The 20308-nt window shown below is 73.9% G+C and carries 18 protein-coding genes and 1 pseudogene; 9 read left to right on the top strand and 10 right to left on the bottom strand.

From position 1 onward, the window contains the following. Positions 1-53: 53 nt before the first annotated feature. Positions 54-1049, top strand: a complete 996-nt coding sequence (locus tag AWW66_RS22420; RefSeq protein WP_067369930.1) for an SEC-C metal-binding domain-containing protein — start codon at positions 54-56, stop codon at positions 1047-1049. Between the two features lie 163 nt (positions 1050-1212). Here the strand turns inward: AWW66_RS22420 and AWW66_RS22415 are convergent, their stop codons facing one another. Beyond that, positions 1213-2028, bottom strand: a complete 816-nt coding sequence (locus tag AWW66_RS22415) for a TerC family protein (RefSeq protein ID WP_281179620.1) — start codon at positions 2026-2028, stop codon at positions 1213-1215. A gap of 355 nt (positions 2029-2383) precedes the next feature. On the opposite strand from AWW66_RS22415, the gene AWW66_RS22410 reads away from it, so the two are divergent. Next, entirely contained in the window at positions 2384-3064 is a 681-nt protein-coding gene (locus AWW66_RS22410; protein WP_067369927.1) for a hypothetical protein, read from the top strand. Positions 3065-3103: 39 nt separating this feature from the next. Here the strand turns inward: AWW66_RS22410 and AWW66_RS22405 are convergent, their stop codons facing one another. From AWW66_RS22405 to AWW66_RS22390, 4 genes are all read right to left on the bottom strand, one after another. Next, positions 3104-3577 carry a hypothetical protein gene (locus AWW66_RS22405; RefSeq protein WP_245648425.1) on the bottom strand — a complete coding sequence of 158 codons (474 nt, stop codon included), beginning with the start codon at positions 3575-3577 and terminating at the stop codon, positions 3104-3106. 82 nt (positions 3578-3659) lie between these two features. After that, entirely contained in the window at positions 3660-4106 is a 447-nt protein-coding gene (locus AWW66_RS22400) for a hypothetical protein (RefSeq protein ID WP_067369921.1), read from the bottom strand. A 342-nt stretch (positions 4107-4448) separates the two neighbouring features. Continuing rightward, on the bottom strand, positions 4449-4712 hold the full coding sequence (locus AWW66_RS22395; protein ID WP_067369918.1) for a DUF6244 family protein: 264 nt from the start codon (positions 4710-4712) through the stop codon (positions 4449-4451). Positions 4713-4855: 143 nt separating this feature from the next. Then, positions 4856-5074 carry a winged helix-turn-helix domain-containing protein gene (locus AWW66_RS22390; protein ID WP_067369915.1) on the bottom strand — a complete coding sequence of 73 codons (219 nt, stop codon included), beginning with the start codon at positions 5072-5074 and terminating at the stop codon, positions 4856-4858. A gap of 267 nt (positions 5075-5341) precedes the next feature. On the opposite strand from AWW66_RS22390, the gene AWW66_RS22385 reads away from it, so the two are divergent. The 5 genes from AWW66_RS22385 (at position 5342) to AWW66_RS22365 (ending at position 8007) form a co-directional block, all read left to right on the top strand. Continuing rightward, positions 5342-5590 (top strand): hypothetical protein, encoded by a 249-nt coding sequence (locus AWW66_RS22385; protein ID WP_067369912.1) that lies wholly within the window; start codon positions 5342-5344, stop codon positions 5588-5590. Beyond that, on the top strand, positions 5587-5994 hold the full coding sequence (locus tag AWW66_RS22380; protein ID WP_067369909.1) for a hypothetical protein: 408 nt from the start codon (positions 5587-5589) through the stop codon (positions 5992-5994). The genes AWW66_RS22385 and AWW66_RS22380 overlap by 4 nt, the downstream gene beginning before the upstream one ends. Continuing rightward, positions 5979-6458, top strand: coding sequence for a hypothetical protein (locus AWW66_RS22375; protein WP_067369906.1), 480 nt, complete (start codon positions 5979-5981; stop codon positions 6456-6458). The genes AWW66_RS22380 and AWW66_RS22375 overlap by 16 nt, the downstream gene beginning before the upstream one ends. A gap of 3 nt (positions 6459-6461) precedes the next feature. Next, entirely contained in the window at positions 6462-6908 is a 447-nt protein-coding gene (locus tag AWW66_RS22370; protein WP_067369903.1) for a hypothetical protein, read from the top strand. 127 nt (positions 6909-7035) lie between these two features. Next, positions 7036-8007 carry an FAD-dependent oxidoreductase gene (locus AWW66_RS22365; protein WP_067369900.1) on the top strand — a complete coding sequence of 324 codons (972 nt, stop codon included), beginning with the start codon at positions 7036-7038 and terminating at the stop codon, positions 8005-8007. Between the two features lie 37 nt (positions 8008-8044). Here AWW66_RS22365 and AWW66_RS22360 read toward each other — a convergent pair whose 3' ends face one another. The 3 genes from AWW66_RS22360 to AWW66_RS22350 form a co-directional block, all read right to left on the bottom strand. Further along, the gene (locus AWW66_RS22360; RefSeq protein ID WP_067369948.1) at positions 8045-8881 is read right to left on the bottom strand and encodes a hypothetical protein; all 837 of its coding nucleotides are present in this window, start codon (positions 8879-8881) and stop codon (positions 8045-8047) included. A 2-nt stretch (positions 8882-8883) separates the two neighbouring features. After that, entirely contained in the window at positions 8884-11421 is a 2538-nt protein-coding gene (locus AWW66_RS22355) for an FtsK/SpoIIIE domain-containing protein (protein WP_067369897.1), read from the bottom strand. 121 nt (positions 11422-11542) lie between these two features. Then, positions 11543-12343, bottom strand: a complete 801-nt coding sequence (locus tag AWW66_RS22350) for an SGNH/GDSL hydrolase family protein (protein ID WP_067369895.1) — start codon at positions 12341-12343, stop codon at positions 11543-11545. A 130-nt stretch (positions 12344-12473) separates the two neighbouring features. Between AWW66_RS22350 and AWW66_RS22345 the strand changes: the two genes are divergently transcribed. Then, positions 12474-13103 carry a pyridoxamine 5'-phosphate oxidase family protein gene (locus AWW66_RS22345; RefSeq protein WP_396890498.1) on the top strand — a complete coding sequence of 210 codons (630 nt, stop codon included), beginning with the start codon at positions 12474-12476 and terminating at the stop codon, positions 13101-13103. 293 nt (positions 13104-13396) lie between these two features. Here the strand turns inward: AWW66_RS22345 and AWW66_RS22340 are convergent, their stop codons facing one another. Further along, complete coding sequence (locus AWW66_RS22340; protein ID WP_067369891.1) at positions 13397-14905, bottom strand: glutamate synthase subunit beta; 1509 nt, start codon at positions 14903-14905, stop codon at positions 13397-13399. Next, positions 14898-19598: a glutamate synthase large subunit gene (gene gltB / locus AWW66_RS22335; protein WP_067369889.1), complete on the bottom strand. Its 4701-nt coding sequence runs from the start codon at positions 19596-19598 to the stop codon at positions 14898-14900. Before gltB ends, AWW66_RS22340 begins: the two co-directional genes overlap by 8 nt. Before the next feature lie 144 nt (positions 19599-19742). Between gltB and AWW66_RS22330 the strand changes: the two are divergent. Continuing rightward, positions 19743-20308 (top strand): annotated as a pseudogene (locus tag AWW66_RS22330) (GNAT family N-acetyltransferase); the annotation flags it as partial.

Here is a 20308-nt window from a genome sequence, read left to right as displayed (position 1 = left end):
GGGTGGGGGGCAGTACCCTTGCGGCTTTGTCCGCCTGCCTTCGGGATGTCTCCATGCCCAGTACCGACATGTTGACCATCGACGACCTCGACGAGATCGGTCACCACGACCATCCTGACCGCAAGGACCCGCCGGCGCTGGTCGACCGGCTCGTCCGGGCGGTGGACGACGGCCGGATCGCCGACGAGCGGGACCGGGGTTACGCCCTCTCGCTCGCCGCCGGTATCGCCGAGGAACAGCTCACCGACCTCGACCTCGCGATGACGCTGATCGAGCGGAGCATCGCCGAGGAGCGGGCCGCCGGCCAGTCGGATCTGGCCCCCCGCGCGGACCGGGCCCGGCTGCTGCACCGGACCGGCCGGTCCGACGAGGCGCTGGCGGAGCTGACCGAGCTGCGTCCGCTGCTGGAGACCGACCCCACCGCCGGTTACCTGACCGACGTGCTGGAGGAGATCGGGCAGGCCGAGCTGGCCGAGCAGTGGCTGACCGACGCGGTCCGCGCCCTGCTCGCCCGGGGGCCGGGCTCCGACGACCAGGGCCAGGCCACCGCGATGGTGTACGGGCTGGTCCGCCAGCGGCACCGGCTGCGCCACGAGCTGGACCGCCCGCACGACGACCTGGACGACCTGGCCGACCGACTCGACGTCGCCGCCGACCGGGCCGCCGACCGCGCCGCCGCCACCGCCAACGGACTGTTGTACTGGCCCCGGGCTGAGTTCACCAATCTGCTGCTGCGCTGGCCGGGCCTGACCGAGCAGCTCGGCACGACCTGGGACGACCACCGCGCCCTCGTCGAACGGGAACTCGTGGAACTGGCCGAGGACGGGGTGCCGGCCCTGGTCCTGGTCCCCGGCTCGGCCGAGGCGTTCGCCGCCTACGTCACCGACGCCGATGTCGACCCGCTGGACGCCGACACCCTGGACGGCTACGTCGACGAGATCGTCGACGACGCCGACGGGCAGCCCTGGCCGCCGGGGCGCAACGAGCCGTGCTGGTGCGGCTCCGGCAGCAAGTACAAGAAGTGCTGCCTGCCCCGGTCCCGCGACTGAGGCCGACGCACGTCGCGGGCCCCGCACGCCGGATGTCGGCCTCTGGGGTCCGCGCCACCGAGCCATCGGTGTCGGGACGCGACCGGATCGTGGGCGTCGGCTCGAACGGCAGCGCCGCACGCCACCGGGTGGGTGGCGTGCGGCGCGGACCGTCCGATGTGGCTCAGGATGCGGTACCGGCCGGCTTGACCGCCGGCTTCTCCTCCTCCTGGTTCTTCACGTACGTCGGGTGCAGGTGCACCGGTAGCGCCTCGGCGCGCCGACGCCGGGAGCGGGCCCGCAGGTTCAGGACCTCGACGAAGATCGAGAACGCGATCGGGCCGTACACGTAGCCCTTCGGGATGTGCTGGTCGAACGACTCGGCGATCAGGCTGGCGCCGATGAGCAGCAGGAACGACAGGGCCAACATCTTGACCGTCGGGTGCTTGTTGACGAAGTCGCTGATCACACCGGCCGAGGCGAGCATGATCACCATCGCGATGATCACCGCCGCCACCATGATGAACAACTCGTCCACCATGCCCACCGCCGTGATCACCGAGTCGAGCGAGAAGACGATGTCGAGGACCAGGATCTGGGCGATCACCGGCCCGAACGAGGCAGCCTTGCCGGCCCGCGCGTGGTCACTGCCCTCCAGGTGCTCATGGATCTCGTAGGTCGCCTTGCCGAGCAGGAACGCCCCACCCAGCAACAGGATCAGGTCGCGTCCGGATATCTCCTGCCCGAGCACCTCGAACAGCGGTGCGGTCAGGCCGATGATCCAGGACAGCGACGCCAGCAGCAGCAGGCGCGTGATCAGGGCGAGCGACAGCCCGATGGTGCGGGCGCGGGCCTGCTGGTGCTCGGGCAGCCGGCCGGCCAGGATCGAGATGAACACAACGTTGTCGATGCCCAGCACGATCTCCAGCAGGAGCAGGGTCGCGAACGCGATCCACAGCTCGGGACTGGCTAAGAACTCCATCTCATCCTCGTCTTTCATGACCAGCGTCGGGTCGACCACCGACCGCCGGCTGATCCTTGCATGGAGTGTCACGCGCGCCCGGGAATCGAGCGCGGCCACTCTTACCCCGACCGTGGGGCGGTCAACCCACGGCCGGGCGCCGGCCCGGCGACCGGCCGCCGACAGCGTCACCCGGCCAGCCGGACGGCGGGAACCGACGGCGGGACGCTCCGGCGAGCCGGGGGCAGAATATGAGTGAATTTTTACTTTCGCCGGCCGCCGAGGTATCGGGTATCCGACAGATACCCGTATCGGCTAGCCTTCGACGGTGATCCATAGATGTACGGATCATGAATCGTCATCGTCACGGCCCGGAGCACACCTGGGGAGCCCCATGCCAGACAGCGAGCCCAGCCCGGCCGACGCCGTGCTGGAGCGGCTCGACGACGAGATCACGTTTCTCGTCGACAACCTACGGGACGTCTCCGACAGCCTCGCCGACCTGGCGTTCAGCCTCGACACCCACCTCACCGAACACGGCCACGAGCAGGTCCGCGCCGTCGTCGACCGGGTCCGGGCCACCCTCAACACGCAGGTCACCAACGACCTCACCGCGCTGGTCGGGCTCGGGGCCATCCGGCACGGTCCGCCCGCCGACCCGGCCTGCACCGGTACGGTCACCGCCGACCTGCCCGCCCTGGTCATGGGCGACCCGCCACCCCCGGGTACCGATCCGGCCGGACGTGACTCGATCCTGGCCGACCTGCTCGCCGACGCGGCGGACCACCTCCGGCGACTGGTGGCCTTCGTCGGCGAGTACTTCGACCTGGCCCGGGTCGCCGCCGAGCACGGCAACGCCGAACGGGCGATGAGCGCGTACCGGTTGGCGCGCCGCGCGGCCCGGCAGGCGCCCGAGGCGTACCAGATCTGGGTGACCTGCCTGGTCGAGGCGGCCCGGGGGCGGCCCGACTGCCCGATCGAGACGACCTGGCCGCCCGTGCCCCTCGACCCGTCACCACCGGCGATCCGGCAGGCCCTCCCGCCACTCGACGCCACCAGCCCGGAGGCGAACTGACGGCCTCTCGCCGGGCACGGATCGCCGCCGCAGGGCCGGTCAGGACGACGGCACGATCGACGCCACGATCGCGAGCAACGTCGCGGTGTCGACCCGCTCCGGATCGGCCAGCACGTACCCGGCCACGCCCGGCCCCGCCAGCCAGAACGCCTCGCCCTCGCCGAACAGCCCGATGACGTCCGCCGGACCGCCCCCGGGGCCGGCGGCAGGCTCGGCACCGGGGGCGGCGGCGCGGGGCTGCCGGAACTCGGTCAACGGCCACTGCGCCGGGTCCCGCTCCTGGTACCCCGCCAGCACGTCGCGCACCTCGTCGAGACTGGTCAGCCCGTCACCACGCAGCACGTGCACCCGCAGGTCGACCCGGTACCCGTCGTCGACCTGCCGCTCCCACACCCGAGTCGTGAACCGGACGTCCTCCCACTCGCTGGCGAAGTCCGACACCAACTCCCCGACCCCGTCCGGCACGTACCCGATCCGGAACCCGTCCACCTCACCCCCGGATCGCCCCGCCACCGCACCCACCATCTCGCCGTCTCCCCATCCCCACAGACCCCGTCAGCAGCAACCATCTACCGTCCAGATCGACCGCTGCCGGCTACCCGGCCGCCTCGATCGCCGCCTCCACCTGGTCGAGGTAATCGAACCACCACTGCCCCTCGGGCAGTTCCCGGGACGACAGCAGACTGCCGGCGACCACAAAGGCCAGCACGACCACGTCCTCGGTCCGAAGATCCTCGGCTAACGAACGGCCAGCAAGAATGGCGTTCATGAACACTGCCACCTCATCGCTGGTGATGTTGGCCCATGCCTCCATGTGCGCGACCTTCTCGGCCACGACCTGCACCTGTGCATGATTCGGCCGCCCCTGATGCAGGTCGATCAAGACAAACCCGGCCACCGCAACGAGCAGTTCCAGGGATTCGCGTCTGGTCTTCTCGTCCACGAAAGCAGCGAGCGCAGCATCAAGGCTCTCCGCGTCACGCTTGACCACCCAGTGCAGCGCTTCGCGCACCAGATGTTCCACGCGGTCATCGATCCGCATCGCGTTCTCTCTCCTGTCGACGCTTGTCTAGCAACGACTTGTACGCACCGAAGGCACCTAGTCCTGCGAAGATGAATCCACCGACCGCCTTGGGGATGAGGGGCACGAACTCCGCGACAGGAGCCCATACCGCCCCGACAGCGGACCCCCCGAACACGATCGCTTCTGGAGTCACCCGCCGTCGGCGCCTTGGCGGGGGCGCGCTGTCAGCGCTCCGGTCCCGGACCCTGGGCGACAGCTCGTCGGCGGGGACGCCAGCGTTTCCAGAGAGGTCAGGCGCCGGCGGCCTCAAGGGAAGCTGTCGTACGGGTGGGCGGCGGGTTGCGCTGCCGCCACCCCCGGTCAGTTTCCCAGCGCCTGTACCCGAGCCATCGTCTCCTGGACCTGCTGCTTCGCCGGCTCACCACCCTGGGCGGCCTGGCCCAGCGCTTGCCGGTACGCGTCGATGATCCCGATCAACTGGCCGGCGGCGACACCTTCCAACGCGCCCGCGACCAGGGACCGCGCCTCCTCGACGTCCTGAGCCGCCGCCACCGTCTTGGCCTTGGCCTCGTCCAGCTTCTGCGACGCCGCCGCCAACCTCGCCAGCATCTGAGCAGCGCTCACACGCCCTCCCCCGTCTCGCCCCGACAGTCACCGCCGTGCCGCCGCACCAGCACGACCACAAGGGAGAGTACGAGAGTTGAGCACACAACGCGACCACCCGGCCACGCACCGCCCTGTCGGAACGACTACACGGGGAACAAGCCTCAGCGCTCGGCGACGAACACACCGAGGCCGTGCACGCCCTGCACCCAGCCCTGCGTCTGCAGCACGAGAATGGCCTGGCGAACCACGGTGGTGGAGACGCCGTGCTGACTTTTGAGCTGGGCGGTAGACGGCAATTGATCGCCAGGGGCAAGCTCCCCTGACTCGATTTGGATTCGGATGTGGTCCGCGAGCTGTTGCCACTTGGGCTTGACGGGCATGTGAACTCCCAGGTCTGCACCGTCATTTGATCACGACCCACTTCACGTGACAAGTAACGTGATGTAACGCTTGCTTTCCGTGACTAGATGTGTAAAGTTCGAATCGGCCGGCTCCCAGGTCTGCAAACCCGGAGTTGGTTCGTCCCACCCGCACAGAGCGCCCGGCTGGCCGGATCCCCCTCGGTCGGCCGGGCGTGCCGGAGCCTGCCCGCACGCGGCCCGGCCAGCACACGACGCCACGAGACCCGATCGAAACGGGAGACGCCTGTGCACGACCAACCCGAGTACGACGAGGACGGCCTCAGGCCGCCCGAGCACGCCAGCCCCACCCACCCGGACGAGCAGACCCCGCCCCGGCTCCGGCACGAGTTCGTCTCGCGGCGGGACGTCGAGGACGCCGAGGACGTCCTGTTCGCCCATCCCCCACGCCGGGTCAGCCGGCTGCTCTGCGCCTGCGGCGAGTGGTACCCGTGCGACGAGGTCCGCTTCGCCCACCTGGTGATGGGGGCGGCGTGACACCGGCGCGGCGACGACAGCAGGCCAACGCCGGGCGACGGTACGGGCAGACCCCGGCGGGACGGCGGCAGGAGGCGGCCACGTCCGCGCGCCAGGTGCTCGACACGCACGTCACCTCGGCGTACACCGGGGTGTGTCTGGGCTGTGGGCGGCCGGGACCGTGCGACGAGCAGCGGGCCGCGCTGGCGACGATCGCCCGGCCCGCGCCGGCCTGGCCGGATCCGGTGGACCGGGTCGCCGGCGACGTCGCCGAGCTGCGGTCGGCCTGGCTGGCGACAGCGGTGGCGGTGGACCGGGCCGGTGAACACCTCGCCGGGGTGGACCGGGCGGCGTACCGGACGCCGACCTGGCAGCAGGCGTTGACCGACTGCTGGCAGCGCTGGCCCTGGTGCACGCGGGGCTGACCGAGGCCCGGCGGCTGCCCGACCGGCCCACCGCCTCCGCCGGTACCGTCCTGGCCGGGTTGCGGGCCGCCCGCGCCGACGCCGACCGGGCCGCCGCGCAGGCCGCCACGGTGCGGCGGACCCTGGCGGCGGCCGAGGACCGGGTCCGGCGTACCGGTGGGCCGACGGCGCTGGCGGCGGCCCGGCACTGGGCGGCGGCGAACGCGCGGCTCGGCCTGGTCGTCGCCCGGCTCGCGGTGGGCGGGGTCGCGCTCGACCGGTACGCCGCCGCGCTGACCTCTGCCGCCGTGCCACCGGGCCGGGCGATGCCGGGGCCGGTCCGGGTGGGCGCCGCCGGCCCGGTCACCGCGATCGCGGCCGGGGCGCTGGCGGCGGGCCGGCTGGTCGGCGCGGCGCGGCGACGGGTACGCCCCGGGCGGTGGGCCCGACTGCGGGACCGGGTCCGCCGGGAGGTGAGGGGCTAATGCGTGACGATCCGATGCGGGCGCTGCGGGACCTGGTACGCGGGCGCGACGACGGACCCGGGCCGACTCGACGGCTTGGCGGCGGCGGACTGGGGGCGGTACGCCGACCTGCTCGCCGGGGTGTTCCTGCTCGCCGCCCGACGGCGGTTCGTCGCCGGGCAGGACCGGGCCCCGGTGATCCGGTTCGTGGCCGGCGTCCGGGAGCGGTACGACCGGTCGGGGCGGGACGTCGACCCGCTGATCGCCGAGGACCTGGTCTGGGCCGCACTCGGCGACCGGCCGCCGGTGCCGGTGAGCGCGGCGGCGGTGACCGCGCAGACCGTGCTCCTGCTCGGTCTGCTGGAGGACGAGGGGATGCCCGCCACCGAACGGGACGACCTGCTCGACGCCGCCGCCCGGACGGTCCGCCGGCCGCCCGCGCTCACCGGTCGGGAACCGGCGGCGGAGTGACCGGGCGGTGTTGCGCGGCGGCGGGATGATCGGTCGGGGGCGACGTACGGTGGGTGCGCGTCCCCCGGGCACCCGATCTCGTGCCCCCAGGTCGAACGGGCGGCACCCGACCCGAAAGGGGATCCCCATGACAGGAACGACGGACGCGGTGGTGGTCGGTGGCGGCATCGTCGGGTTGACGGCGGCGGTCCGGCTCCAGGAGCAGGGGGCCAGGGTGACCGTGCTGGCCCCCGACGATCCCGAACGGACGGTCTCCACGGTCGCCGCCGCCGTCTGGTACCCCACCCACACCGACGAGGATCCCCGGGTGCTGCGCTGGGCGCGGGACACGTACACGGTGCTGACCCGGCAGGCCGCCGAGGGGGTGCCGGGGGTGGTGCTGCGGCCCACCCGGATGCTGTTGCGCGGCCGGTTCGACGGTCCGCCGTGGTGGGCCGAGGCGACCGGTGACCTGGTGGTCCACCCGGCCGACCCGCCGTACGAGGTGGAGTTGCGGTTCACCGCGCCGACGGTGGAGATGTCGCCGTACCTGGCCTGGCTGCGGGACCGGCTGCTCGCCGGGGGCGGCCGGGTGGTACGGCAGCGGCTCAGCAGCCTCGACGACGCCTTCACCGGCACGGCGGAGACCGGCGGGGCGGCGACGGTGGTCAACGCGACCGGGCTCGCCGCCCGGGAGCTCGCGGACGACCCGGCGGTGTACCCGGTCCGGGGACACATCGTGCTGGTGGCCAACCCCGGCCTGACCACCTCGGTCCGCGACGAGGCCAACCCCCGGGGCATCACGTACGTGCACCCGCGCCGGCATGACGTGGTCCTCGGCGGCACCTTCGACCCGCAGCGGTCGGACACCGACCCCGACCCGGCGACCGCCGAGGCGATCCGGGCCCGCTGCGTGGAGCTGGTCCCGGAGCTGGCCGACGCGCCGGTGGTCGGGGAGCGCATCGGGCTGCGGCCGGCCCGGCACGGCGGCCCCCGGGTGGAGCGGGAGTCGACCGGCGTGCCGGGGCGGCGGCTGGTGCACGCCTACGGGCACGGAGGGGCGGGCGTCACCCTCGCCTGGGGCTGCGCCGACGAGGTCGCCGCCCTCGCCACGGGCTGACCGTGCGGCCCGCAGCGACCGGCGAGGGTGTGCCGGCTCAGCGGAAGGTGCGGATCAGGACCAGGTAGGCGCAGTAGGCGATCGGGACGAGCAGGAAGCAGACCAGGAAGCCGACGTGCACGTACCGGGGTGGGGTGCCGGCGACCAGGACCGGTTTCCCCCACCGGCCGAGGATCAGGTACCCGCCGAAGAACGACAGGGCGGGCAGCCCGGCGCACATCCAGGCGCCCAGGGTGAACCCGTCGACCAGGCCGATCCCGTTGCCGAGCACCAGGCCGAGCATCATCAGCACGCCGATCGCCGCGCAGCCGGTGTACACGGCCAGCGCCCGCGCCAGCGGCGTCCAGCCGGGCAGCAGCACCGGCTGGTGGGCGTAGCGCTCGGCCTGCTGGGCGTGCCGGTCGGCGTCGTCGGCGAGCCGCCGCGCCACCTCCAGCTCGCCGGCCGGGTCGAGCGCCGCCGCGCGCTGCACCGGCACCCCCGGGCCCAGCGCCACCGGCAGCGCCCGGTCCGCCGGACCCACCGTCACCTGGGGGTACGCCTCGCCACCCGGCCGCCCCGGCGCGGCGGCTGCGCCGCCGTCGAACCCGTTGCCCGGTACCGGCACCGGCGGGCCGGGCGGTGGTCCACCCGGGACGGCGGACGGTGGTGGCCCGGCCGGGGCGGCGGACGGGTGCGGGGGCGGGGGCACGCCGAACGCGCGGCCGAGCTGGTCCAGGTGCTGGGCCTGGGCGGCGAGCCGGTGGTCGAGCTGGTCGGCGGCGGCGAGCAGGCTCCGGCGGCGGTCGGTGTCGGCGGCGGCGTCGCGCTCCCCGGCCCGACGCCGCTCGGAGAGCTGCCGGGCCAGCGCCACGTAGTCGTCGTAGCTGGTCACCGTCACTGCTCCTCGTCCAGCTCGTGTCCGACCCGGACGAACGGCACGATCAAGCGGGTCCGCTGGTCGTGCCGGTCCACCAGCAGGGCCCGGTCCGGGCGGGGCGTGTAGCTGAGGTTGTGCACGCCCAGGTACAGGCCGAGTTCGCCGCCGGGGACGTTCAGCGCGACCAGGCAGGCGACGTCGTCGCGGTTCTGCGCGCCACCGACGTCCTCGGCGAGCCGGCGCAGCCCACGCCACCAGCCGAGCAGGTGCACCCCGTGCCCGGGGCCGTGCCGCAGCAGCGTCCGCAGGTCGTCGTACCCGGACCGGAAGGTGCTGGGGTCGCTGCGGCCCAGCGCCGCCCCGGCCGCGTCCACCCCGAAGACCACCAGGTACGTGCGGCCGGCGGCGGCAGCGGCGGGCTCGGTGAGGGCGGGAATCCGGTCGCGCAGCCCGGCGGCGTCGAGCAGGTCGACGGGGTGCCCGGCGGCGGTCAGCGCGGCGGCGGTCTCGTCGGCCGCCGCGTCGGCGGCGGCGACCAGCGGGACGAGCAGGAACCGGGCCTCGCCGGGGGCGTGCTGCCGGGCGAGGCTCAGGGTCGCCGCGCGCAGCACGTCCGCGCCGAGCGCGGCGGTGCCGACCACGGCCAGGTGCCGCCCCGGGGTGGCGTCCATGGTGAACAGCGCGGTGGTGCCGTCCACGTCGACGGTCCGGCCGACCAGGGCGAGGGGCCGGCGGCCACCGGGGCGCAGCCCGGCGAAGGTGGGGTCGTCCTCGACGTGCGCCGCCTCGTACCCCCGGAAGACGGCGGGTGGACGCGCGCCCGACGGCCGGGCGTCCCACAGTTCGTGGCGCAGCGCGGCGAGGGCGGCGGCGTCGGCGTGCGCGTCGGGGAACCGGATCACGGTGTCCGCGCCGGCCTCCCCGGCGGCGGTGTTGAGCACCGCCGAGCCGATCGGCAGCGCCCCGGCCGCCTCGTTCATCGCGTCGAGCACCCCGGAGCCGCCGGGCAACGCGACCCGCAGCGGGAACTGGCCGAAGATCGCCTCCGCCCGGCCGTAGAGTGCCTCGATGCCGCCGGTGCTCTGGCTGGCCAGGACCAGGTGGACGCCGTACGAGCGGCCCTTGCGGGCCAACTCCTCCAGCAGGTCGACCGCCTCCCGGGCCACCGCGTCGTTGCCGGCGAGCAGCACGTGGAACTCGTCGACCACCGCCACGATCCGGGGTACCGGGGTGTCCCGGGGCAGGTCGGCGAGCTTGGTGACGCCGTGCCGTTTGAGGGCGGCGGCCCGCCGGTTCAGTTCCCGGCGCAGCTCGCGCAGCACGGCGACGCCGTACTCCCGGTCGGACTCGATGCCGACGGCGCGGGCGTGCGGCAGCCAGGACGGGTCCCGGCCGGTCGGCACGAACTCGGTGAAGCTGACGCCCTCCTTGAAGTCGAGCAGGTAGAGCTGCAGCTCGGCGGGCGGGTACCGGGCGGCGAGCCCGTAGAGGACGTCGATGAGGAAGACCGTCTTGCCCGACCCGGTCCGGCCGCCGACCAGCCAGTGCGGGGTGACGTCGTCGAACGCGACGGTCGCCGGGGAGCGCCCGTGCCGGCCGATGACGGTGCGCAGGCCGGGGCCGGACGGCTCGGCCCAGCGCCGCTCGGGCAGCAGGTCGGCGAAGGTGAGCGCGCCGTGCCGGCGGGTGGCGGCGGCGAGGTGCTCGGCGAGGGCCTGCACCGAGGGGGCCGGTGGGTCACCGTCGAGCAGCACCGGGGCGGCCAGCCCGCTGCCGTCCACGCTGTACGGCCGGCCCGGCGGGTCGCCCACGTACGCCCACCGGTCGTCGAGGCGGACCTGGGTGGTGCTGCCGAGCGGGGCCGGTGGGTCCCCGGCGGTGCGGTACGGGTACCCGGCGACCAGGACGCAGACCGCGGCGGCCGGGCCGGCGTGGGTGAGCGCGGCGAGCCGGGCCAGTTCCCGGGGGGCCGGTGCGGAGGCGGCGACCACCAGCAGCAGCTCCACCCGGCCGGGCTCGGCGTGCCGGGCGTCACGGGCGTGCCGTTCCGCCGCGTCGAGCCCGGCGGAGACCTCCGCCTCGGTGGTCGCCGGTGGGGCCAGCACGCCCGCGTCCACCAGGGGGCGCAGGGGGGCGAACGTGGCGCCCAGGGCGGCGGTGTCGATCCCCCAGACCCGCACCGAGCCGGGTGGGGCGGTGGCGAGCAGCCGCAGCACGAGGGCGCGCAGCAGGCCGCCGACCCGGGCGTCCCGGGCGTCGACGTCCACCGCCAGGTGGTACCCGCTGCCGAGCGGTACCAGCGCCGGGAAGTCACCGTCGGGGCTGGCCGCCGCGCCGACGCGGACCGGGACGGCGGTGCTGGTCAGCGGGGTCGCGCCGGGGGCGGGGGTACCGAGCGCGGCACCGAGCCGGGCCAGCCGGGCGACCAGGTCGGCGCTGCCGTCGGGGGCGGCCGGTGGCCGGTCGTCGAGGACCCGCCGGGCGGCGGCCACCCGGTCCCGGGCCTGCCGGTGGGCGGTGACCGCCTGCCCGTACGCCGAAGCGAGCCTGCCCACCCACTGCCCCCCACGTCGCTGCTGACCCGGTCCAGCGAACCCTAACGGACCGGCGCGGGTGCGCACAGTCCGCAAGGGACGCGCCGCGCCGGTCCGTCGAGGGGTGGGGAACCCGGGTGGGTCAGCGGGTGGCGGCGGTGAGGGCGGGCAGGTACCCGTCCCGGTACCCGGCGGCGTTCGGGTGGTACGCCTCGATGACCCCGGTGACGTCCCGGATCCACGGGTCGGCGCCGCAGACGCCGTGGCCGGCGAAGTGGGAGCGGGTGTCGGCGAAGGTCGCCCCGGCCGCGGCGGCCCGGCCGGCGGTGACCGTGGCGAGCACGTCGGCGGCCTCGTTGAGCAGGGTGCGCTTGTGGGCGCTCATCGCCAGCACCCCGCACGAGCCGGTCTCGAAGAGCCGGGGGTACCCGAGCACGATCAGCCGGGCGTTCGGCGCGCGGTCCCGGATCGCGGCGTACGTGCGGTCGAGCTTGCCGGGGAGCGTGCCGGTGGCGAACGCCTTCGCCTCGTTCACCGCGTTGGTGCAGGACGTGGTGCTGCCGAACCGGCAACTGGTGATGACGTCGACGAACCCGGCGTCGTTGCCGCCGATGGTGATGGTGACCAGGGTGGTGCTGGCGCTGAGCGCGCCGAGTTGCCGGTTGAGCACGTCGTCGGTGACCGCGCCACCGCAGGCGACGAAGCGGAAGCTGTCCACCGCGTTGGCGGCGGCCCACAACGGGGCGTACGACTTCTCGCTGCGCAGGCAGCCGGAGAAGTCGTAGGGACCGGCACCGACGCCGGAGGAGTACGAGTCGCCGAGGGCGGCGTAGTGGACGGGCGCGGCGGCCCGGGCGGTGCCGGGTACGAGCACCGCGCCGAACGCGGCGGCGGCGAGGGCGACCAGCGCGGAGAGGGCGCGGGCCAGCGGGCGGTGGAGCATGGACGGACCTCCACGGGCAGGGTGGTGGATCCTCGGCAGCCGCGCGCGTGGCCAGAGGGAGACGGGTTGTTACTGGTCGGTAATGCTATCGAAACATGTCCATTCAGGGAACACCCCGACAGTCCGCAGGATGCACAATGGCACGGTGGGCAAGACGTACCCGTGCATCACCGCGCGTCTCCGGTCGTTCATCGAGGCGCAGCCGATGTTCTTCACCGCCACCGCGCCCCTGGCCGCCGACGGCACGGTCAACCTCTCCCCCAAGGGCCTCACCGGATCGTTCGCCGTCCTCGACGAGCACACCGTGGCCTATCTCGACTTCGCCGGCAGCAACGCGGAGACCATCGCGCACCTGCGGGAGAACGGCCGGATCACGCTGATGTGGTGCGCCTTCGACGGCCCACCGACCATCGTGCGCGTGCACGGCCGGGGCGAGCCGGTCTTCCGGGACGATCCACGCTGGACCGACCTGCTGGCCCACTTCCCCACCATCGATCCCCGCCCGCACGGGCTCCGGGCGATCATCGTGGTCCGGGCCGACCTCATCCGCGACACCTGCGGTTTCGCCGTTCCCCTGATGACCTACGAGGCCGACCGTGACCTGCACGGCCGGCGCTTCGCCCGGGAGGACGACGAGTCGCTGGACGCCTACTTCGCCGCCAAGGACCACGTGGCGACCAGCCTCGACGGGCTCCCCGGCCTCCCCCTGCCCCTCCCACCCACCCCACCGGCCACCAGACCGGTCACCGGTGCGGACTGACCCTCGTCCACCCCGGCGGCACGGCCCCGCGGCCCGGCAGGAGCCGGTCCGGGCAGAGGGTGCAGTGCCGCAGACCCGAGGCCGGCGCAGGGACGACGACGGTACTGTCGGCCGTCCTTTCGAGCTGCCCCCACGAACGGGGCACCCGGACGGTGTCGGTGGTCCTGTGCACGGGGCAGGTCGACAGGGCCTTCAGCGCGGGTGGCCAGGACAGGTGGGCGGGGCAGGCCGGAAGCGGACCGGCACACCGGCCGGAGGGCCGGTGTGCCGGTCGGGCACGAACGGGGTACGGGTCAGCGGGCGGCGAGTGGCTGGGCGGCCGGGTCGACCGGGGCCGGGAGCCGGCCGTGGCCGCCGAGGTGGGCGTGGATCGCGGCGGCGGCGGCGCGGCCCTCGGCGATGGCCCAGACGACCAGGGACGCGCCCCGGTGCATGTCACCGGCGACGAAGACCCCGTCCACGCTGGTCTGCCAGTCGGGGCGGGCGTCGACCGCGCCCCGGGCGTTGCGGGTCACCCCGAGCTGCTCCAGCAGCGGCTGCTGCTCGGTGCCCTCGAAGCCGATCGCCAGGAGTACCAGGTCCGCCGGCAGTTCCCGCTCCGAGCCGGGTACCGGGGTGACGATCCGCTGGCCGTCGCGCTTCTCGACGGTGACCTCGGCGATCCGGACCGCCCGTACCTGGCCGGTGCCGTCGTCGACGAACTCCTGCACCGCAGCGGCGAAGACGCGCTCGCCGCCCTCCTCGTGGGCCGCGTAGCTGCGCAGCACCCAGGGCCAGGTCGGCCAGGGGTCGCGGGCCGCGTCCCGGGCGTGCGGGGGCTCCGGGTACATGTCGAGCTGGTACACGCCGGCGGCGCCCTGGCGGTGGGCGACGCCGAGGCAGTCGGCGGCGGTGTCGCCACCACCGATGATCACCACGTGCTTGCCGGCGGCGTCGACCGGGGTGCCGTCGGGCAGGACGGCGCTGGCCACCGGCCCGTCACCGGCGGCGGCGACCGCCCGGTTCGCGGCGACCAGGTGGGACATCGCCTGGTGCACCCCGCGCAGGGCCCGGCCCGGGGTGGCCGGGGTGTCCCGGCCGGCGAGCGCGCCGCAGGCCAGCAGCACCGCGTCGTACTCGGCGCGCAACTGCCGGGCGGTGACGTCCACCCCGACCTCGACACCGGTGCGGAACCGCACCCCCTCGGCGGCGAGCTGGGCCAACCGCCGGTCGATGTGCTCCTTCTCCAGCTTGAAGTCCGGGATGCCGTAGCGCAGCAGGCCACCGATGGCGTCGTCGCGCTCGTACACGGTGACGGCGTGACCGGCGCGGGCCAGTTGCTGGGCGGCGGCGAGACCGGCGGGACCGGAGCCGACCACCGCGACGGTACGGCCGGTGGGGGTCGGCACCGGCTGCGGGGCGAGCCTGCCCCGGGCCACCGCCGCGTCGGCGATCTCCACCTCGACCTGCTTGATGGTGACCGCGTCACCGCCGCCGATGCCGAGGACGCAGGCCGCCTCGCAGGGCGCCGGGCAGAGCCGACCGGTGAACTCCGGGAAGTTGTTGGTCGCGTGCAGCGTGTCCACGGCCGAGTCCCAGGAACCGGTGCGGACCAGGTCGTTCCAGTCCGGGATGCGGTTGCCCAGCGGGCAGCCGTCGTGGCAGAACGGGATGCCGCAGTCCATGCAGCGGGTCGCCTGCTCCCGGATCAGCTCCTCCCCGGCCGGCGGGTACACCTCGCGCCAGTCGCTGATCCGCACCGGCACCGGGCGGCGCGCGGGCAGCCGCCGGTCGTAGCGCAGAAAACCGTTCGGGTCAGGCACGAGCCACCTCCTGGGCGACCACCCGCGGCGCGGGCGGCACCGGCGCCGCCGGGGCGGCCGGCGCCGGCTGGGTTGCCGACGCGGCCGGTGCCGCGAGGGCGTCCATCACCGCGTCGTCGACGTTCTGGCCGGCGGCTTCGGCGGCCCGCATGATCTCCATAACCCGGCGGTAGTCCCGGGGAACCACCGCCGTGAACTCCTCCACCGCGTCCGGCCAGCGCTTGAGCAGGTCCTCGGCGACTGCGGAGTCGGTCTCGGTGAAGTGCTTCTGCACCAGCTCGTGCAGGTGGGCACGCTCCTCGTCGCGCAACGGCGCCAGGTCGACCAGCTCGGTGTTGACCCGGTCCCGGTCCAGCCGCCAGACGTACGCGGTGCCACCGGACATGCCGGCGGCGAAGTTGCGCCCGGTCGGGCCGAGCACCACCACGGTACCGCCGGTCATGTACTCGCAGCCGTGGTCACCGACGCCCTCGACGACGGTCACCGCGCCGGAGTTACGGACGGCGAACCGCTCGCCGACCCGGCCGCGCAGGAACACCTCCCCGGCGGTGGCGCCGTACAGGATGGTGTTGCCGGCGATGATCTGGTCCTCGGCGCGCTCCCCCGGCCCGGCCTCGCCGGTGACGAACGGGGCGGCGGCGTCCGGGCGGACGACCAGCCGGCCGCCGGAGAGGCCCTTGCCGACGTAGTCGTTGGCGTCGCCGTGCAGCCGCAGGGTCACCCCGGCGGGCAGGAACGCGCCGAACGACTGCCCGGCGGTGCCGCGCAGCACGAACTCGATGGTGTCGGTGGGCAGGCCGGCGCCGCCGAAGCGGCGGGTCACCTCGCCGCCGAGCATCGCGCCGACGCTGCGGTGCTCGTTGCGGACCGCCACCTCGACCCGGACCGGCTCCCGGTCGGTCAGCGCCGGCTGGGCCAGCGCGATCAGCTCGTTGTCCAGGGCCAGCTCCAGGCCGTGGTCCTGGGCGCGGATCCCCCGCCGGGCCGCCCCCTCGGGCAGCTCCGGCAGGTGCAGCACCCGGGCCAGGTCCAGGCCCTTGGCCTTCCAGTGGTCCACCGCCGGCGCGACGTCGAGCAGCTCGGTGCGGCCGATGGCCTCGTCGATGCTGCGCAGCCCCAGCTCCGCCAGGTACCCCCGGACCTCCTCGGCGAGGAAGAGGAAGAAGTTCTCGACGAACTCCGGCTGGCCGGTGAAGCGCTCGCGCAGCGCCGGGTTCTGGGTGGCGATGCCGACCGGACAGGTGTCCAGGTGACAGACCCGCATCATGACGCAGCCGGCGACGATCAGCGGGGCGGTGGCGAAGCCGAACTCCTCGGCCCCGAGCAGCGCCGCGACCAGCACGTCCCGGCCAGTCTTGAGCTGCCCGTCGACCTGGACGGTGACCCGGTCGCGCAGCTTGTTCAGCAGCAGGGTCTGCTGCGCCTCGGCCAGCCCCAGCTCCCACGGGGTGCCGGCGTGCTTGAGCGAGTTCAGCGGCGACGCGCCGGTGCCGCCGTCGTGACCGGAGATCAGGATGACGTCGGCCTTGAGTTTGGCCACGCCGGCCGCGACGGTACCCACGCCGACCTCGCTGACCAGCTTGACGTGCACCCGGGCGGCCGGGTTGACGCACTTGAGGTCGTGCACGAGCTGGGCGAGGTCCTCGATGGAGTAGATGTCGTGGTGCGGCGGCGGGGAGATCAGGCCGACACCCGGGGTGGCGTGCCGGGTCCGGGCGATCCACGGCCAGACCTTGTTGCCGGGGAGCTGCCCACCCTCGCCGGGCTTCGCGCCCTGCGCCATCTTGATCTGGAGGTCGTCGGCGTTGACCAGGTACTCGCTGGTCACCCCAAACCGGCCGCTGGCGATCTGCTTGACCGCGCTGCGCCGCTGCGGGTCGTGCAGCCGCTCGACGTCCTCGCCACCCTCGCCGGTGTTGGACTTGCCGCCGAGGCGGTTCATCGCCACGGCCAGGGTCTCGTGCGCCTCCGCCGAGATCGAGCCGTACGACATGGCGCCGGTGGCGAACCGCTTGACGATCTCGCTGACCGGCTCGACCTCGTCGATCGGCACCGGGGGAAGCACGCCGGTACGCAGGCTGAACAGCCCGCGCAGCGAACCGGTCTTCGCGGCCAGCTCGTCGACCTTGGCGGTGTAGTCCCGGAAGACGTCGTACTGCCGGCTGCGGGTGGCGTGCTGGAGGAGGAAGACCGTCTGCGGGTTGAACAGGTGCAGCTCGCCCTCGCGCCGCCACTGGTACTCCCCGCCGACCTCCAGCCGGGTGGGGGCCTCGGCGCCCGGCGCCGGCCAGGCCCGGGTGTGCCGGGCGGCGACCTCGGCGTGGATCTCGGCCAGGCCGATCCCGCCGATGGTGCTCGGGGTGCCCCGGAAGTAGCGCTCGACCAGCCGGCTGTCCAGGCCGACGGCCTCGAAGACCTGCGCCCCGCAGTACGACGAGACGGTCGAGATGCCCATCTTCGACATGATTTTCAGGACGCCCTTGCCGAGCCCCTTGACGTAGTTGCGCACCGCCGTGGCCGGCTCCACGCCGGGCAGGGCCCCGGTGGCGATCATGTCCTCGACCGACTCGAAGGCCAGGTACGGGTTGACCGCGGCGGCGCCGTACCCGATGAGCACGGCGGCGTGGTGCACCTCGCGGCAGTCGCCGGACTCGACGATCAGCGCGACCTGGGTGCGGGTCTGCTCCCGGACCAGGTGCTGGTGCACGGCGGCGGTGAGCAGCAGCGACGGGATCGGGGCGAGCCGCTCGTTGGAGTCCCGGTCGGACAGGACCAGGATCCGGACGCCGTCCTCGATCGCCTCGGAGACGTGCCGGCAGATCTCGGTCAGCCGGGCCCGGATGCCGGGGCCGCCGTCGCGGACCCGGTACAGCCCGGAGACCCGGACGGCCTTGAAGCCGGGCAGGTCGCCGTCCTCGTCGATGGAGAGGATCTTGGCCAGCTCGTCGTTGTCGATCACCGGGTACGGCAGCACGATCTGCCGGCAGCTCGCCGGGCCCGGGTCGAGCAGGTTGCCCTCCGGGCCGATGGTCGACGCCAGGCTGGTCACCAGCTCCTCGCGGATGGCGTCCAGCGGCGGGTTGGTGACCTGGGCGAAGAGCTGGTGGAAGTAGTCGTAGAGCAGCCGGGGCCGCTCCGACAGCGCGGCGATCGGGGTGTCGGTGCCCATCGAGCCGATCGGCTCCGCCCCGGTCCGCGCCATCGGGGCGAGCAGGATCTTCAGCTCCTCCTCGGTGTACCCGAAGGTCTGCTGACGGCGGCGCACCGAGTCGTGGGTGTAGACGCTGGGCTCGCGCCGGGGCAGGTCGTCCAGCTCGATCAGCCCGGCGTGCAGCCAGTCGGCGTACGGCTGCTCGGCGGCCAGCTCGGCCTTGATCTCCTCGTCCTGGACGATCCGGCCGTTGACCGTGTCGACCAGGAACATCCGGCCGGGCTGGAGCCGCCCCTTGGCGACCACGGTGGCCGGGTCGAGGTCGAGCACGCCCGCCTCGCTGCCCAGCACCACGAGCCCGTCGGCGGTACGCCACCAGCGGCCCGGCCGCAGCCCGTTGCGGTCCAGCACCGCGCCGACGATCTCACCGTCGGTGAAGGCGACCGAGGCGGGGCCGTCCCAGGGCTCCATCAGGCTGGCGTGGAAGCGGTAGAAGGCGCGCTTGTCCGGCCGCATGCCCGGGTCGTTCTCCCAGGCCTCCGGGATCATCATCAGCACCGCGTGCGGCAGGCTCCGCCCGGCCAGGTGCAGCAGCTCCAGCACCTCGTCGAAGTTGGCCGAGTCGCTGGCGGCCGGGGTGCAGACCGGGAAGAGGCGGCGGATGTTGCCCGGGATGTTCGGGCTGCGCAGCAGGGCCTCCCGGGCCTGCATCCAGTTCCGGTTGCCCCGGATGGTGTTGATCTCGCCGTTGTGCGCGATGAACCGGTACGGGTGGGCCAGCGGCCAGGACGGGAAGGTGTTGGTGGAGAACCGCGAGTGCACCAGGGCGATCGCGCTGGCCACCCGCTCGTCGGTCAGGTCCGGGAAGAACTCCGGGAGCTGGTCCGGGGTGAGCATCCCCTTGTACACCATGGTCCGGCCGGACAGCGACGGGAAGTACGCCGGCACGCCCCGCTCGGCGGTCTCCCGCTCGACCTGCTTGCGCAGGCAGAACGCCACCCGGTCCAGGTCGATCCCGGTCAGCCGGGAGCCGGCCGGGCCGGCCGGGGTGTCGGTGAGCCGGTGCGCGGCGACGAAGACCTGCCGGACCCGGGGCATCGCGGCCAGCGCGGTCTCGCCGAGGCCGCTCGGGTCGGTCGGGACGTCCCGCCAGCCGAGCAGGTCGGCCCCCTCGACCAGGGCGTACTTGTCGACCACCCGGCGCGCCTGCGCCTCGGCGGCGTCGTCGTCGGGCAGGAAGACCAGGCCGGTGGCGTACTCCCCGGCCGGGGGCAGCGGGAAGTCCACCACCGCGCGGAGGAAGGCGTCCGGCACCTGGATCATGATCCCGGCGCCGTCGCCGGTGTTCGGCTCCGCGCCACGGGCACCCCGGTGGTCAAGCCGGCAGAGCGCCCCGAGACCGCCCGCGACGACCTGGTGGGAGCGCCGGCCGTGCAGGTCCGCCACGAAGGCCACGCCGCAGGCGTCGTGCTCCTGGGCCGGGTCGTACAGCCCGGTCGCGGCGGGGGCGAGCTGCGGATTGGGAGGGTACGGGAAAACCACCGGGTCTCCTGTCGTCACTCAGGTTGGATCACGGTCGGGACGACGTCGGCCCTGGAGGGTCTATTGAGTCTACGGTAGGGGCTGGCGCGCAAGGCCAGTTCGGATTGATCACACTTCCAGTAGTTGAGACGGTAATCTCGCGCGGTGGATCTGGTACAGGCGGGACTGCTCGACCGCATCGAGTCGTTCTACGACGCGGTGCCCCGCGACGCGGCCCGTGCGGAGAAGCACGGTGGCCTGGTGTTGTTCGTCCGGGAAGGCCCCGGTTGGCCGTTCTACGCCCGCCCGGCGCCGGACGCCGACGCGCCGCCGTCGGCGGCCGACATCACCACGGTACGTCACCGGCAGCGGGCCCTCGGGCTGCCGGAGGCGTTCGAGTGGGTACACGAACGCAACCCCGACCTGCTCGCGGTGGCCCGCTCGGCGGGGCTGGCCGTACTGGAGGCGCCACTGCTCGTGCTGGATCCGGACAGTCGGCCCGATCCGGGCCTGTTCAGCGACGTACCGGTGCGGTTGCTCACACCCGACGCGCCGGACTTCGCCGGGGACGTGGCCGCGCGCCGCGCCGTGGCGGCGGTGGGATTCTCGGCGGCGGGAACGGCCCGGGGCGAGGCCGGCCCGGCCGCCCGCGACGCCGCCCTCACCGAACTGGAGGTGGCCGCCCTGGAGGAGGAGGCGACCCGGGTCGCCGACGGCCGGCGGCTCTCCGT

This window comes from Micromonospora rosaria (assembly GCF_001567585.1).
Classification (GTDB): Bacteria; Actinomycetota; Actinomycetes; order Mycobacteriales; family Micromonosporaceae; genus Micromonospora; species Micromonospora rosaria.
The sequence above is the reverse complement of the archived record's forward strand: the minus strand, read 5'-3'. Positions and strand labels throughout refer to the sequence as shown.

Bases quoted from the DNA above. Each gene is read 5' to 3' on its own strand.
- AWW66_RS22350 (WP_067369895.1), bottom strand. From the start codon at position 12,343: ATGCTCCACCGCCCGCTGGCCCGCGCCCTCTCCGCGCTGGTCGCCCTC.
- AWW66_RS22345 (WP_396890498.1), top strand. From the start codon at position 12,474: ATGCACAATGGCACGGTGGGCAAGACGTACCCGTGCATCACCGCGCGT.
- AWW66_RS22410 (WP_067369927.1), top strand. From the start codon at position 2,384: ATGCCAGACAGCGAGCCCAGCCCGGCCGACGCCGTGCTGGAGCGGCTC.
- AWW66_RS22415 (WP_281179620.1), bottom strand. From the start codon at position 2,028: ATGAAAGACGAGGATGAGATGGAGTTCTTAGCCAGTCCCGAGCTGTGG.
- AWW66_RS22390 (WP_067369915.1), bottom strand. From the start codon at position 5,074: ATGCCCGTCAAGCCCAAGTGGCAACAGCTCGCGGACCACATCCGAATC.
- AWW66_RS22420 (WP_067369930.1), top strand. From the start codon at position 54: ATGCCCAGTACCGACATGTTGACCATCGACGACCTCGACGAGATCGGT.
- AWW66_RS22365 (WP_067369900.1), top strand. From the start codon at position 7,036: ATGACAGGAACGACGGACGCGGTGGTGGTCGGTGGCGGCATCGTCGGG.
- AWW66_RS22400 (WP_067369921.1), bottom strand. From the start codon at position 4,106: ATGCGGATCGATGACCGCGTGGAACATCTGGTGCGCGAAGCGCTGCAC.